Here is a 14,634-nt window from a genome sequence, read left to right on the forward strand (position 1 = left end):
AGTGCGACTTGTGTCCGACAGGACGATCGCTCCCGCGCCGCCTCGCGCCTCCGACGCTGCCCGCCAGCTGCCGCCCATGACCCGATCAGAGCCCCGCGCCTCGACGGCGCCCGCCCGGCGGGCGGCCGATGGATCCCGCGCCCCGTGACGGCCCGCGGCGAACGCCCCTCCGCAGAGTCCTGAGATGCGCCGCGACTCCGACGGGACCGGCCGGATCTCGGCCCTGACGCGGATGCGACGCCGCCTCGGCCGGCTGCGCGACCCGCTGGCCACGCCGGCGGCGCTGCACCGACGCTGGGCGGGCGCGGCGACCGGCGCGGATCTCGAGGCGCGCCTGATCGCCGCCCTGGCCCCGCACTTTGACACGGCGTTCTACGCGAGTTGGTACGGGATCGCGGCCGACCCGGTGCGCGACTACCTCGTCCACGGCTGGCGCGCGGGCCGCGACCCGCGCCCCGACTTCGACTCCGCCGCCTACCTCGCCGCCCATCCCCACCTCGCCCGCGCCGGCATCAACCCGCTTCTGCACGCCCTGGCGCGCCGCCGCGCCGGGCGTGGCGGGGCCGGCGGGGAGGGGGAGGCGGCCGCCCTGCCGAAGCCCGACACGGCCGAGGCCCACCGCCTCGCCCGCCGCCTCGTCGACGGCGCCTTCTACCTCGCCGGCAACCCCGACCTCGCCGCCGCCGGCGTCGACCCGGTCGACCACTACATGGCCTCCGGCTGGCGCGAGGGCCGCGAGCCGGCGCCGCACTTCGACACCCTGGCCTACTGCCTCAGCCGCGGGATCACCTTCGCCACCCGGAACCCGCTGGTCCACTACGTCCTCCACGGCGGCCCCGCCCGGCCCGACCCGGAGGCCGCGCTCGCCCTGCGGGTCGAGACGCTCGCCCCCTACTTCGACGCCGCCCATTACCGGCAGCGCCTGCCCGGACCGCAGGCCGAGGCGCTGGCCGATGCCTCGGACGCGGCGCTGCTGCGCCACTACGTGGCGGAGGGCTGGCGGGCGCGGATCGGCCCGCGGCCGGACTTCGACCCGGCCGGCTACGTGCAGGCGCGGGCCGGCAGCCGGGCGGTCGCGGACGACCCGTTCTTCCGCTACGTGGCCGAGACCCGGCTGACGGGGGCCGAGCCGTTCGCGGGGCCGCACCGGCTGAACCTGCCGGCGGTGGACGCGGACTGGTACCGGGCGACCTACCCGGACGTGGGCGGGCGCGAGCCGTTCCTGCACTTCGCCGAGGCGGGCTGGCGGGAGCTGCGCGATCCCGGCCCGGGGCGCTCGACGCTGGCGGCGCTGCTGCGGGTCTGCGGGCTGCGGCCGGCGCGGGCGCCGGTCGAGGACACGGGCTGGCTCGGGGCGATCGGGCAGGAGACCCTCGAGCGGGACGCGTTCCTGGACCTGCAGGCGCGGCTGGTGGCGGGGCATTTCGACCACGGCTTCTACCGGGCGCGCTACGGGCTGTCGGAGGCGGAGGACGCGGTGCGCGACTACTGCGACACCGGCTGGCGCGCGGGCCGCAACCCCAGGCCCGACTTCGACGGGCAGGCCTACGCCGACGCGCATCCCGGGATGCGCGAGACGGGCCTCGCGCCCCTCGTCCACCGCCTCGCCACGGCGCTGATGCACGGCACCGACATCGCGGCCGGTGCCTTCCACCCCCGCTACGGCACGCCGGATTCGCGGGAGGCGGCGCTGGCCGACGAGGCCCGGACGGTCGCACCGTTCTTCGACGCCGCCTTCTACGCCAAGCGCAACCCCGACGCCGCCGACGCCCCGCTCGCCCACTTCGTCGCCTACGGGCAGCACGAGGGCCGGGACCCGAGCAAGGCCTTCTCGATCGCGTTCTACCGGGAGACCTACGGGCACCTGCTGGGTCCCGGGGAGTCGCCGTTCCTGCACTACGTGCGCACCGGCCGGGCCGCCGGGCTGATGGGCTGCCCCGAGGATCTCGGCACCTACCCGCCCATGGAGGCTCCGGCGGCCGACGAATGGGACCGCCTGCCCCGGGCCCTGCCCATCGCGCAGGCCCGCGTCGTCGTCATCGTCCCCGTCTACAAGGGCCGCGGCGAGACCCTGCGCGCCCTCCACGCCTGCCTGTCGGCGCCCCAGGCCACCCCCTTCACCCTGCTCGCCGTCAACGACCGCTCCCCCGACCCGCAGCTCACCGCGGACCTCGCCGCCCTCGCCGGCCGCGGCCTGTTCCACCTCGTCGAGAACGAGCGCAACCTCGGCTTCGTCCGCTCGGTCAACCGCGCCCTCGGCCTGCGCCAGGGCCGCGCCGTCGTCCTGCTCAACTCCGACGCTGAAGTCTTCGGCGACTGGCTCGACCGCCTCGTCGCCCACGCTGAGCCTGAGACAGGCCCCTCCGCCGAGCCGCGCCCGCCCGTGGGCAGCGTCACGCCCCTGTCCAACAACGCCACGATCTGCTCCTACCCGCGCTTCAACGCCAACAACACCATGCCGCTGGAGATCGCCCGGCCCGACCTCGACCGCGTGGCCGCGCAGGTCAATCGCGGCCGCGCCGTGCCCGTGCCCACCGGCGTCGGCTTCTGCATGTACATGACCGCCGCCGCCCTCGACGCCGTCGGCGACCTCGACGCCGAGGCCTTCGGCAAGGGCTACGGCGAGGAGAACGACTGGTGCCTGCGCGCCATCAAGGCCGGCTTCGTCAACCTGCTCGCCGAGGACGTGTTCGTCCACCACGCCGGCCAGATCTCGTTCGGGCTCGACGCGGGCGGCGAGTACGACCAGGGCCAGGCAGCGCTGCTCGCCAAGCACCCCGACTATCCGGCCCGGGTCGGGCAGTTCGTCCAGGCCGATCCCGGCCGGCGCGGGCGGGCGCGGCTCGACCGGGCGCGGCTGGCCCGGCACTTCGCCGGCCGGGCGCTGCTGTACGTGACGCACAGCTGGGGCGGGGGCATCCAGCGGCACATCGACGACATGGTCGCGCAGGCCCGGGCCGAGGGCCTGAGCGTGGTGCTGCTGCAGATCGACCGGACCCGCAACCTCGAGGTCCACGTCTCGTATCGCGGCCCCGAGTTCCTGTACCTGCCCAACCTCGACAGCCTGTACCTGCCGCGCGACGCGGCCGAGCTCGCGGAGTTCGTCGGGCAGCTGGCGCCGGTCCTGATCCACGTGCACTCGCTGGCGGGCTTGCGCTGGGCGGCGGCGCGGGCGCTGATGGCGGTGGTGGCGGGCGCGGGGCGGCCCTACGCGTGGACGCTGCACGACTACTCGCCGGTGTGCCACCGCAACCACCTGGTGCAGCCGGACGGGCGCTACTGCGGCCTGGCGCCGGTGGCGGAGTGCCGGTCGTGCCTGGCGGTGGACGCGGACGGGTTCGAGGAGCCGGATCCGGGCGAGCGGCGGGCGGCGTTCGGGGCGTTCCTGGCGGGCGCCGCGCGGGTGTTCGCGCCGTCCTCCGACACGGCGAGCCGGATCCGGACGGTGTACCCGGACCTCGCGGTCACGGTGCGGCCGCACGTCGAGCCGGAGCGGTCGGTGCGCTCGACCGCCCTCCAGCGGCCTGGCCGAATCCGCCGCGTCGCCGTGCTCGGCGCGATCAGCGCCACGAAGGGCGGCCTGTTCCTGCAGGCGCTCGCCACCGACGCGCGGGACCGCGACCTGCCGCTGCACTTCGCGATCGTGGGCTACTCGGACCCGGCCCTGGCGATCGGCCTGGAGCGCGTCGGGGTCGCCCAGACCGGGCGCTATTCCGGGGACCACGAGGCCCTGGACCTGGTCTGGCGGCTCTCGGCCGACCTCGTGCTGCTGCCGGCGATCTGGCCCGAGACCTACTCGTACGCGCTGACCCTGGCGCTGCGCACCGGCCTGCCGGTGGCGGCCTTCGACCTCGGCGCGCCGGCCGAGCGGCTGCGCGCCTACCCGAACGGGCACCTGCTCCCCGGCGCGCTGGCCACCGATCCGGCCGCCTTCAACGACCGCCTGCTCGCCATCGACGTCTCGGCCGCGGGCCGGCTCACCGTGCCGATCCGGGCCGCCACCTACGGCGACCTGATGGGCGACTATTACGGCTTGGACCCGGCGCCGGCCGGGACCGGGCACCCCAGCGACGAGGACGCCGCATGATCTCCGTCAACGAGGACATGAAGCAGGAGATGCTGCGCCGCGGCATCTCGGTGCTGCACCCGGCCCCGTTCGGCCTGCCGGAGGATTGCGTCTTCGAGCCGCCGTGCAGCATCAAGTGGATGGGCGTCGATTACTGCCTCACCATGGGGGCGTTCTCGTACGCGGTCAGCGGCTACTATTTCGGGGCCGACATCGCCCGCTACTGCTCGATCGGCGAGAGCGTCCAGGTCGGGCGCGGCAGCCACCCGGTCCAGTGCGGCTCGACCTCGCCGCTGTTCTACACGCACCACTCGGCCGTGTTCGACCGCATCGACCCGCGGGCGGAGGATTACGAGATCTCCGGCCCGTATCTCTGGCCCAAGCGCGTGCGCATCGGCAACGACGTCTATATCGGCCACGGCGCCTTCCTGATGCCCGACATCACGATCGGCGACGGGGCGGTGATCGGCGCCATGGCGGTGGTGACCAAGGACGTGCCGCCCTACGCGATCGTGGCCGGCAGCCCCGCCCGGATCGTGAAGATGCGCTTCCCGGACGCGCTGATCGAGCGCTACCTGAAGGTGCAATGGTGGCGCTACGCCTTCTGGGACCTGCGCCAGTGCTCGATCACCGACCCGGAGACGTTCATCGACGCCGTCGAGGAGCGGATCGCCGGGGGCATGCAGGAATACCGGCCGGAGCTGATCCCGATCCGGTCGCTGGTGCCGGGCGCCTGAGCCCAGGCACCTGAGGCCGGGCGCCCGCCGGGACGCGCCCCGCGCCGGGGCGTCCGGGGCGGCACGCTCAGCCCGCCAGCACCCGCGCCGCCGCGTCGCCGAGAGCCCGCACGCCGAGGGCGAGGTCGGCGTCGCTGGTATCCTCCGCCCAGTGGTGGCTGATGCCGCCGATCGAGGGCACGAACAGCATCGCGGCCGGCAGGATCCGGGCGACGTTCTGGGCGTCGTGCCCGGCCCCCGACGGCATCACCTGCCACCCGCCGGGGCAGACGCTCTCGGCCGCCTCCGAGAGGGCGCGCATCAGGGCCGGGTCGCAGGGGGCGGGGATCGCCTTGGCCAGGGCCGTCAGCGTGGCCGGGCAGCGCTCGCGCCGGTTCGAGTCCCGCACCAGCGCCTCCAGGCAGGCCTCCATCCGCTCCAGCACGGGCATCGCCACGTCGCGGAACTGGAAATACACCTCGGCCCGCCCCGGGATGATGCTGAAGCCGCCGGGATCCAGGGTGATCCGTCCCGTGGTCCAGGTGCTGCGCGGCCCGCAGACCTTCGGGAATTCCCGGTCGATCGCCGCGAGCAGCCGCACCGCCGAGAGACCCGCGTCCCGGCGCTCCGCCATGGTGGTGCCGCCCGCGTGGTCCTGGTTGCCGGCGAAGTCGATCCGGAACTGCCAGATCGCCACGATGCCGCTCACCACGCCGAGATGCAGGCCGGCGGATTCGAGCTGCGTGCCCTGCTCGATGTGCATCTCGAGGAAGCCGCGGTAGCGGTCCGGGTCGAGCCGCGTCCGGGGCAGGCCGGCGAGGCCGGCGCTCGCGAGCGCCGCGCGGAGCGGCGTGCCGTCGGTGCGGTTGCGGGCCTCGTCGATCTCGGCCTCGGTCAGGTCGCCGATCGCCGAGCGGCTGCCCAGGAAGCCCCCCGAGAAGTGCCCCTCCTCGTCCGCGAAGGCGACGACGTCGACGGGCAGCCCGGCGCGGGCCAGAGCGACCCCGGCCACGACGCCCAGCGCCCCGTCGAGCCAGCCGGCCTCGTTCTGCGTCTCGATGTGGCTGCCGACCAGCAGGTGCGGGCCCGGCCCGCGGTGGCGCCCGAGCACGTTGCCGATCCCGTCGATGGAGGCCTCCAGGCCGCAGGCCTCGAGCCGGGCCATCAGCCAGCGCCGGGATTCCATGTCGTCGGCCGAGAAGGTCGGCCGGTGGACGCCGGTGCGGAACCGGCCGATCTCGCGCAGTTCGTACAGGTCGGCCAGGAAGGCCCGGGTGTCGATCGCGGTCATGGTGAGCCCAGGCGATGAGGCCGAGTGTTGAGGCCAAGTGTTGAGGCCGAGTGAGGCGGCCACGTGGAGAGGCCTCCGGCGGTGCAAGCCCCGTGCGGCCCGCTATTCCGCCGCCGCAGGTCTCGAGGCCGCGCCCTGCGCGCCACCCCCCGCGCCCTCCAGCCAGGCGGCGAGATCGGCCCGGGCCCGGTCGGTGAGCGCGCGCTTCTTCAGCGCCGCCTTCTCGGGCCCGCGCAGGCGCCGGCCGGTCTCGTTGCGGGGGGCCCGCTCGAGCGGCGGGAACAGGCCGAAATTCACGTTCATCGGCTGGAACGAGCGCGGGGCGTTGGCCTCCCCGTCCGCCATCAGGTGGCCGCCGGTGATGTGGGCGATGAGCGCGCCGAGGGCCGTGCTCTGGGGCAGGGGGGCGAGGGGGGCGCCGGCCGCCTCCGCGACGGCGAAGCGGCCGGCCATCAGCCCGACCGCGGCGCTCTCGACGTAGCCCTCGCAGCCGGTGATCTGCCCGGCGAAGCGCAAGGTCGGACGGGCCCGCAGCCGGAGGGTGGCGTCGAGGAGGCGCGGGCTGTCGAGGTAGGTGTTGCGGTGCAGGCCGCCGAGGCGGGCGAACTCGGCCCGCTCCAGGCCGGGGATCATGCGGAAGACCCGCACCTGCTCGGCGTAGGTCAGCTTCGTCTGGAAGCCGACCATGTTGTACAGGGTGCCCAGCGCGTTGTCCTGGCGCAGCTGCACGATCGCGCAGGGCTTGACCAGCGGGTCGCGGGGATTGGTGAGCCCCACGGGCTTCATCGGCCCGTGGCGCAGCGTCTCGGGGCCGCGCTCGGCCATGACCTCGACGGGCAGGCAGCCGTCGAAATAGGGCGTGCCCTCCCACTGCTTGAACCCGATCTTCTCGCCCGCCACGAGGGCGGCCACGAAGGCGTCGTACTGCTCCCGGGTCATCGGGCAGTTGAGGTAGTCCGCGCCCGTGCCGCCGGGTCCCGGCTTGTCGTAGCGGGACTGGAACCACGCCACGTCCATGTCGATCGAGTCGCGGTGGACGATCGGCGCGATCGCGTCGAAGAAGGCCAGCGACTCGGCGCCGGTGAGCCCGCGGATGCCCTCGGCCAGCGCCGGCGCGGTGAGCGGGCCGGTGGCGACGATGCAGGGGCCCCATTCCTCCGGCGGCAGGCCCTCGACCTCCCCGCGGACGAGGGTGACGTTCGGGTGCTGCTCCAGGGCCCGGGTCACCGCGGCGGAGAAGCCCTCGCGGTCGACCGCCAGCGCCCCGCCCGCCGGCACCTGGTTGGCGTCGGCCGCCCGCATGATCAGCGAGCTCAAGGAGCGCATCTCCTGGTGCAGCAGCCCGACGGCGTTGCCCTCGGGGTCGTCCGACCGGAACGAGTTGGAGCAGACGAGCTCGGCCAGCCCGTCGGTGCGGTGCGCCTCGGTGCCGCGCACCGGGCGCATCTCGTGGATCACGGCGCGGTGCCCGGCTTCGGCCACCTGCCAGGCGGCCTCGGATCCGGCGAGGCCGCCGCCGACGATGTGGATGGTCTGTGTCATGTCCGAGAATAGCGAAGGACCGCCGTCCGGATCAACGGGCGGCGGTCCTTCGAGGCATTCGTCTCGGGCGCTGTGGCGCGGACGCGGGGATCAGACGCGGGCGACGCCGCGGATCTCGCTGCGGTTGATGCCGAGATCGGCAAGATCGCGGTCCGACAGGCGGGACAGCTGGGTGACGGTGTCGCGGTACCGGAGATAGGCGCGGACGCGGCTCAGGACGCTACGGGCGGCGGACATGGTGTGCTGTGACCTCTGCTCGGGCAGACGATGGCGCCCCATTGCGCATCGCTGCCTCTTGTTGGTGCAACGCACATATAATCGCGCCGCAGCGCAGCAGGAGTCGTAAGGTCAAGCACCAGACCTGCGAAAATCGCATAACCGGCTTAAGAAACCGGCAAGGTTTCTGGATGGTCATTCTTTGTGCGCATGCAGAGCGAAGAAGGGCCTTCCGCACGCGCGAAGGGCGCCCCGCCGGTCGGCGGGACGCCCTGCATGCCGTCTGACGAACTCGGACGGGGGCTCAGTAGAACGGGCGCGGCCCGTAGAAGCCGTAGGGCCGGTAGAAGGGCCGCGGCCGGTAGTAACCGCCGTACCCGCCGTAATAGACCGGGCGCCGCCAGTAGCCGTAGGGCCGGGGGCCCCAGTTCGGCCGGCAGATGCCCCACGGATTGGGATGGAAGCCGGGGCCGCAGCCCCCGGCCGCCTCGGCAGACCCCGCGAGCCCGAGGCCGCCGGCGATCGCGGCGGCCATCACGAGTGCCTTCGCGCGCGGTGCGCTCAGAATCGTCATGACTGGATCTCCTCAACGTTTCCGGCGGATCGGGAGCCGGTCGTTCGAGATTCGGTCCCGCCACCTGAACCGTCGCTGAGCCGTAGGTTGTGTCCGGTACAGGCCCGCGACGGCGCCGCGGCAACGCCGCTCGGAGCGCGAAGGTTGCACGCTCCGGGTCGCGGCCTCAGTGCAGCGAGGGCGTGCGCAGGAACCGCTCCCGATCCCCGGAGATGAGGGCGAGCTTCACGCCGCGCCCCTCCCGGCGGATCGTGAGGGGGACCCGCACCCCGGCCTCACCCAGGGCCCAGACGCTCCGGAACAGGGCGGCGAGGTCGGCCACCGGCTCGCCGGCCACCGCCTCGATCACGTCGCCGGCCTGGAGGCCGCCGGTCTCGGCCGGGCCGTTATCGGCGAGGCCCATCACGACGATGCCCTCCTCGCTCTCGGTGGCGTAGAGGCCGAGCCAGGGGCGGGGCGGCCGGTCGGCCCGCCCGCGCGTGGCGAGGTCCTCGAGGATCGGCGTCAGCAGATCGATGGGCACGACCATGTTGATCGGCCGCGCCGCGCCGCCGCCGCCCTGCTGCAGCTGCAGCGAGCCGATGCCCAGCAGGTCGCCCTGGGGGCCGATCAGCGCGGTCCCGCCCCAGTGCGGGTGCGCGGGGGCGGTGAACAGGGCCTCGTCGAGGACGTACTCCCAGTAGCCGGCGAATTCCTGCCGGGCCACGACCTCGACGGCAACGCAGCGCTGGCGCCCGCCCGCCCCGGCCAGCACGGCCCGGTCGCCGGTCTTCAGCCCGGCCGAGTGGCCGAGCGGGAGGGCCGGCACGCCGAGATCGCCGAGCGCCTGGACCAGGCCGAAGCCCGTGGCGGCGTCGAAGCCGAGGACGTGGCCGGGCACCGAGCGGCCGTCCCGGGTGGTGAGCCAGACGCTCTCGGCCTCGGTGACGAGGTAGCCGATGGTGAGCACCAGCCCGTCCTCGCGGATCACCACGCCGTTGCCGGCGCGCTCGGTGCCGAGCGTCTCGGCCGTGAACGCGCTGTCCGGGATCCGCGCCGACAGGGCCAGGACCGCGGAGAGCGCCCGGTCGAGGTCGTAGCCGTAATCCGCGGGCCTGGGCTGGGCCTGCGCGGGGATCTTCCACTCGCCCTGCGTCGCCATGACAATCCTTCGGCTCGTCCGCCTGCGCTCCGGTCGGCCCCGGAGCCGCGCCATCGGCACACCATAGGATGTCCGCGCCGCCCGCGTCACCCGCGGCCGGCTGCGACCCGTGGCACGGGCCCGCCCGGGGCGGCCGGGTGCGGCCCGCGGCGGCACCGGCACAAAGAAAAACCGCCCGGCGGAGCCGGGCGGCGCGCCGTCCCGGAGGACGGCCTGTCGGAGATCCGGGAGCCCCCGCCGCGCGGCGGCGGGGAGCCCGGTGTCTCGGAAGGATCTCAGTACTTGCGGACCAGCGGTGCCGGGACCGGCGCGGCGGCCGGGGTCGGCGAGTAGAGCGGCACGATGAACCGGATCCAGCCGTCGGTGGAGTAATCGCTGCGGCTGCGGCCGAACGCGTTGGTGGTCTGCAGGCCGGTCACGACGTCGCGGGCGACGTAGGCCTGGACGGTGAAGATCTTGAAGTCGTAGCCGATGAGGCCGCCGATGGCGAAGCGGCCGCGGTTGCCGGCCGCCGCGCTGGCCTGGCTGATGTCGAAGTTGTAGGTGCCGTAGGCGATCGGACCGATCTCGAAGTTGCCGAACTTCTTGGTCGCCGTGAGGTCGAAGTTCAGCGAGTCCGACAGGCGGATCGGGCCGATGGCGGCGCCGACCTGGCCGGGGAAGCGGCCGGGCGAGTCGTAGATGTTGGCGGTCAGGTTGGCAGTCAGGTTCCAGCCGTCACCCGTGTAGCTGCCGGCGACGCCGAAGCGGTAGGTGTTGGAGGAGAGCTGCGGCAGGACCGGGGTGGCCGTCGTGCCGTTCGCGGTGATGATCGAGCCGCGATCGCCGTTCAGGTCGTTCAGGTAGGCGCCGCCGAGCAAGCTGACGCCGAAGTTGTTGCCGAGGTCGAAGGCCCAGATGCCGCCGACGAAGGTGCCGACGTTGATCGAGATGTCCTTGTTTCGCACGCCCGCCGGGTTGCGGGTGAAGGCGAACACGGTCGGGGGCGCCACGAGCAGCTCGACGCGGCCGCCGAACGGCACGAACGGGGTCGACCAGACCAGGACCGGGATGTTGACGGCCGTGTCGGGATCGTTCCGGCCATCGGTGCGGCGATAGGTGAACGTGTTGATCGCGTAGAGACCCTCCGGCAGCGGCGCGCCGACGGCGAGGCCGACCTGCTCGCCCGGAACCGTCGTGGTCTGCGCCTGCGCGATCGTCGAGGTCATGCCGACCGTGAGCGCGACCGTGCCGGCCGCGAGCCAGTTCTTCATCATTTTCTCATTCCTTCCCAAGGTCATACGGCGTCCGTCCCGCATTCGGCACTTCCCTGCCGGTCTGCTCGCCTATCGCGGCTGCCGGCTTCGGACCTGCCGAGCGCCCCCACGGAGCCTGCCCGTCTCAACGTCTGCGACTATTCTACAGAGACCTGCGGAAAGACAGTGGAATGCTCGCCGAAACGCCACAACCGGCCGAACCGTTGCGCAAAAGCCGCATTTTTGCGGCGATGCAACACTGTCCACAGACCCTGCTCGGATCGCGGTTTCGGCAAAATATCGTTGAACGGTCAAGCTGTTGCCGGCCCGGGCCGCGGGAGAATCCGGCAAAGGCGGGAAGGTGATCGGGCAGGCCGCCGGTCCGGACGCGCGGGCCGGGATCCGGCTCCGAGCCGGTCGGCGGCGGGTCCGGAGCCGGATCCGGCCGCTCGAATCACCGTCCGCGGGCGCGGGGTCCGGCCGAGACCCGGCAGAAACTGCCGCGCCGGCCCGGGAGCGGGTGATCCGTCGCGTCGGACCCGCGCCCGCACTGCACGGGCGGGGGCGCGTCCGGCACGGTCGCCGGTGCGTGCGATGCCCGCCCCCGGAAGGTCCGCCCCCCTCCGCCGCCCCGCTACTCCGCGGCGCGACCGCGGCTCGCGGGTGAGGCGGGCCGCCGCTCCAGCACCTCGCGCAGGAACCGGCCGGTATGGCTGGCCTTGGCGCGGGCGATCTCTTCCGGCGTGCCCTGCGCCACCACCCGGCCGCCGCCGTCGCCGCCCTCGGGACCCATGTCGATCACCCAGTCGGCGGTCTTGATCACTTCGAGGTTGTGCTCGATCACCACCACGGTGTTGCCCTGGTCGACCAGCTCGTGGAGCACCTCCATGAGCTTGGCGACGTCGTGGAAGTGCAGGCCGGTGGTCGGCTCGTCGAGGATGTAGAGGGTGCGGCCGGTGGCGCGCTTCGACAGCTCCTTGGAGAGCTTCACGCGCTGCGCCTCGCCCCCCGACAGGGTGGTGGCCTGCTGGCCGACATGGACGTAGTGCAGGCCGACCCGCTTCAGGGTCTCGAGCTTGTCGCGGATCGCCGGCACCGCCTTGAACAGCTCGGCCGCCTCCTCGACGGTGGAGTCGAGCACGTCGGCGATGGACTTGCCCCGGTACTTCACCTCCAGGGTCTCGCGGTCGTAGCGCTTGCCCTTGCAGACGTCGCAGGTGACGTAGACGTCCGGCAGGAAGTGCATCTCGATCTTGATGACGCCGTCGCCCGAGCAGGCCTCGCAGCGCCCGCCCTTGACGTTGAACGAGAAGCGCCCGGGCTGGTAGCCCCGCGCCTTGGCCTCGGGGAGGCCCGCGAACCAGTCGCGGATCGGCGTGAAGGCGCCGATATAGGTGGCGGGGTTCGAGCGCGGCGTGCGCCCGATCGGCGACTGGTCGATGTCGATGACCTTGTCGAGGTGCTCCAGCCCCTCCAGCCGCCCGTAGGGGGCCGGGTGCTCCAGGGCGCCGTTCAGCTTCTTGGCGACGGCCTTGTAGAGGGTGTCGATCACCAGGGTGGACTTGCCGCCCCCCGAGACGCCGGTGATGCACGTGAAGGTGCCGAGCAGGATCTCGACGTCCACGTCCTTGAGATTGTTGCCCCGCGCGCCGAACAGGCCGAGCTTGCCCTTCCGGCCCTTGCGGCGGGCGGTCGGGGTGCGCACCGCCATCGCGCCGGTGAGATACTTGGCGGTGAGCGAGGCGGGGTTCGCCAGCACCTCCGCGGGGGTGCCCTGCGCGATGATCTCGCCGCCGTGGATGCCGGCGCCCGGGCCGACATCGACCACGTAATCGGCCTGCAGGATCGCGTCCTCGTCGTGCTCGACCACGATCACCGAGTTGCCGAGGTCGCGCAGGCGCTTGAGCGTGCCGAGCAGCCGCTCGTTGTCGCGCTGGTGCAGGCCGATCGAGGGCTCGTCCAGCACGTAGAGCACGCCGGTCAGGCCGGAGCCGATCTGCGAGGCGAGGCGGATGCGCTGGCTCTCGCCGCCCGAGAGCGAGCCGGAGCCGCGGGCGAGCGTCAGGTATTCCAGGCCGACATCCACCAGGAAGCTCAGCCGGTCGCGGATCTCTTTCAGGATCCGGACCGCGATCTCGTTCTGCTTCGCGGTCAGCTTCCCGGGCAGGTCCGAGAACCAGCGGTGCGCCTCGGAGACCGAGAGGGCGGTCACGTCGGCGATGTCCGCCATGGCGACCTTCACGGCCAGAGCCTCGGGCTTCAGCCGCTTGCCGCCGCAGGCGGCGCAGGGCGTCTCGCTCATGAAGCGCCCGATCTCCTCGCGCACGGCGTCCGAGTCGCTCTCCTTGTAGCGGCGCTCCAGGTTCGGGATCACGCCCTCGAAGGGCTTGTTGACCGTGTACTTGCGCAAGCCGTCGTCGTAGGCGAAGCGCACCGCCTGCTTGCCCGAGCCGTAGAGCACGATGGCGCGGGCCGTCTCCGACAGGCTCTGCCAGGGGACGCCCGTCTTGAAGCCGAAATGCTCGGCGAGCGCCTCGAGCGTCTGGCCGTAATAGGGCGAGGTCGACTTCGCCCAGGGGCCGACCGCGCCGCGCTTCAGGCTTAAGCCAGGGTCGGAGATCACCAGCTCGGGATCGATCCGCATCTCGTGGCCGATGCCGCTGCAGGTCGGGCAGGCGCCGAACGGGTTGTTGAACGAGAACAGCCGCGGCTCGATCTCCGCGATGGTGAAGCCCGAGACCGGGCAGGCGAAGCGCGACGAGAAGGTGACGGTCCGCGGCGCCTCGCCCTCGGGGGCGTCGGCGAACACGATCTCGGCGACGCCGTCGGCGAGTTCCAGCGCGGTCTCGAAGGACTCGGCCAGCCGCGAGCCGATATCGGCCCGGACCACGATCCGGTCCACCACCACGTCGATGTCGTGCTTGAACTTCTTGTCGAGCTTGGGCACATCGTCGATGGCGTAGTATTCGCCGTTCACGCGCAGCCGCTGGAAGCCTTTCTTCTGATATTCGGCGATCTCCTTGCGGTACTCGCCCTTCCGCCCGCGGACCACGGGCGCCAGCAGGTAGAGCCGGGTCTTCTCCGGCAGCTCCAGCACCCGGTCGACCATCTGCTGGACGGTCTGGCTCTCGATCGGCAGGCCGGTGGCCGGCGAGTAGGGGATGCCGACCCGCGCCCAGAGCAGGCGCATGTAGTCGTAGATCTCGGTCACCGTCCCCACGGTCGAGCGGGGGTTCTTCGAGGTGGTCTTCTGCTCGATCGAGATCGCCGGCGACAGCCCGTCGATCTGGTCGACGTCGGGCTTGGACATCATCTCCAGGAACTGGCGGGCATAGGCCGAGAGCGACTCGACGTAGCGGCGCTGCCCCTCCGCGTAGATCGTGTCGAAGGCGAGCGACGACTTGCCCGAGCCCGAGAGCCCGGTGAAGACCACGAGCTTGTCCCGCGGGATGGTCAGGTCGACGTTCTTGAGATTGTGCTCCCGGGCGCCGCGGATCGCGATGACCCGCCGGTCCTCGACGGGGGCCGGCGCGGCGTCGAACAGGGCCTCCAGCTTGGCGTCGATGGCGGCTTCGTTCCGCGCGCCGGGGGAGCTGGATTTCGCGCGAACCGGCTTGGACTCGGGCGCCTTGGACTGGGGCGCCTTGGCCGTCGCCGGGGCTTTCGGAGCCGTCTTGGAAGGCGCTTTGGCGGCAGCTTTCGGTGCGGCTTGGGCAGCACCGACGCGGCTTGCGGCACGACTTCCAGCTTGGGCTTTGGCCATGAGGGCGGCGGTCTTTCGAGGCGTCGACCGAGGCATCGACGAAATCGGACGGATTCGCGCGCGGGCCAGCCGCCGCTCCGGCTCATGTCG

Annotated in this window: 9 protein-coding genes; 2 read left to right on the plus strand and 7 right to left on the minus strand. The window is 72.6% G+C overall.

All coding sequences use genetic code 11. The features are described 5' to 3' along the window. The first annotated feature begins 184 nt into the window (after positions 1-184). Both LXM90_RS15405 and LXM90_RS32035 read left to right on the plus strand, forming a co-directional pair. Entirely contained in the window at positions 185-4,087 is a 3,903-nt protein-coding gene (locus LXM90_RS15405; RefSeq protein WP_234080762.1) for a glycosyltransferase, read from the plus strand. After that, positions 4,084-4,803, plus strand: a complete 720-nt coding sequence (locus LXM90_RS32035; RefSeq protein WP_042671319.1) for a CatB-related O-acetyltransferase — start codon at positions 4,084-4,086, stop codon at positions 4,801-4,803. The genes LXM90_RS15405 and LXM90_RS32035 overlap by 4 nt, the downstream gene beginning before the upstream one ends. A gap of 67 nt (positions 4,804-4,870) precedes the next feature. On the opposite strand, the gene LXM90_RS15415 is transcribed toward LXM90_RS32035, so the two are convergent. From LXM90_RS15415 to uvrA, 7 genes are all read right to left on the minus strand, one after another. Next, entirely contained in the window at positions 4,871-6,073 is a 1,203-nt protein-coding gene (locus LXM90_RS15415) for a Zn-dependent hydrolase (protein WP_091677322.1), read from the minus strand. 102 nt (positions 6,074-6,175) lie between these two features. Further along, entirely contained in the window at positions 6,176-7,615 is a 1,440-nt protein-coding gene (gene trmFO / locus LXM90_RS15420) for a methylenetetrahydrofolate--tRNA-(uracil(54)-C(5))-methyltransferase (FADH(2)-oxidizing) TrmFO (RefSeq protein WP_042671323.1), read from the minus strand. Between the two features lie 90 nt (positions 7,616-7,705). Next, positions 7,706-7,852 carry a DUF1127 domain-containing protein gene (locus LXM90_RS15425; RefSeq protein ID WP_020095497.1) on the minus strand — a complete coding sequence of 49 codons (147 nt, stop codon included), beginning with the start codon at positions 7,850-7,852 and terminating at the stop codon, positions 7,706-7,708. A 283-nt stretch (positions 7,853-8,135) separates the two neighbouring features. Next, the gene (locus LXM90_RS15430; protein WP_020095498.1) at positions 8,136-8,405 is read right to left on the minus strand and encodes a GCG_CRPN prefix-to-repeats domain-containing protein; all 270 of its coding nucleotides are present in this window, start codon (positions 8,403-8,405) and stop codon (positions 8,136-8,138) included. A 166-nt stretch (positions 8,406-8,571) separates the two neighbouring features. Further along, positions 8,572-9,546: a S1C family serine protease gene (locus LXM90_RS15435; protein WP_042671325.1), complete on the minus strand. Its 975-nt coding sequence runs from the start codon at positions 9,544-9,546 to the stop codon at positions 8,572-8,574. Positions 9,547-9,821: 275 nt separating this feature from the next. Further along, positions 9,822-10,802, minus strand: coding sequence for a transporter (locus tag LXM90_RS15440; protein WP_042671328.1), 981 nt, complete (start codon positions 10,800-10,802; stop codon positions 9,822-9,824). A gap of 613 nt (positions 10,803-11,415) precedes the next feature. After that, positions 11,416-14,544 carry an excinuclease ABC subunit UvrA gene (gene uvrA, locus LXM90_RS15445; RefSeq protein WP_234080763.1) on the minus strand — a complete coding sequence of 1,043 codons (3,129 nt, stop codon included), beginning with the start codon at positions 14,542-14,544 and terminating at the stop codon, positions 11,416-11,418. Positions 14,545-14,634: the final 90 nt, after the last annotated feature.

This window comes from Methylobacterium oryzae (genome assembly GCF_021398735.1).
Taxonomy (GTDB): domain Bacteria; phylum Pseudomonadota; class Alphaproteobacteria; order Rhizobiales; family Beijerinckiaceae; genus Methylobacterium.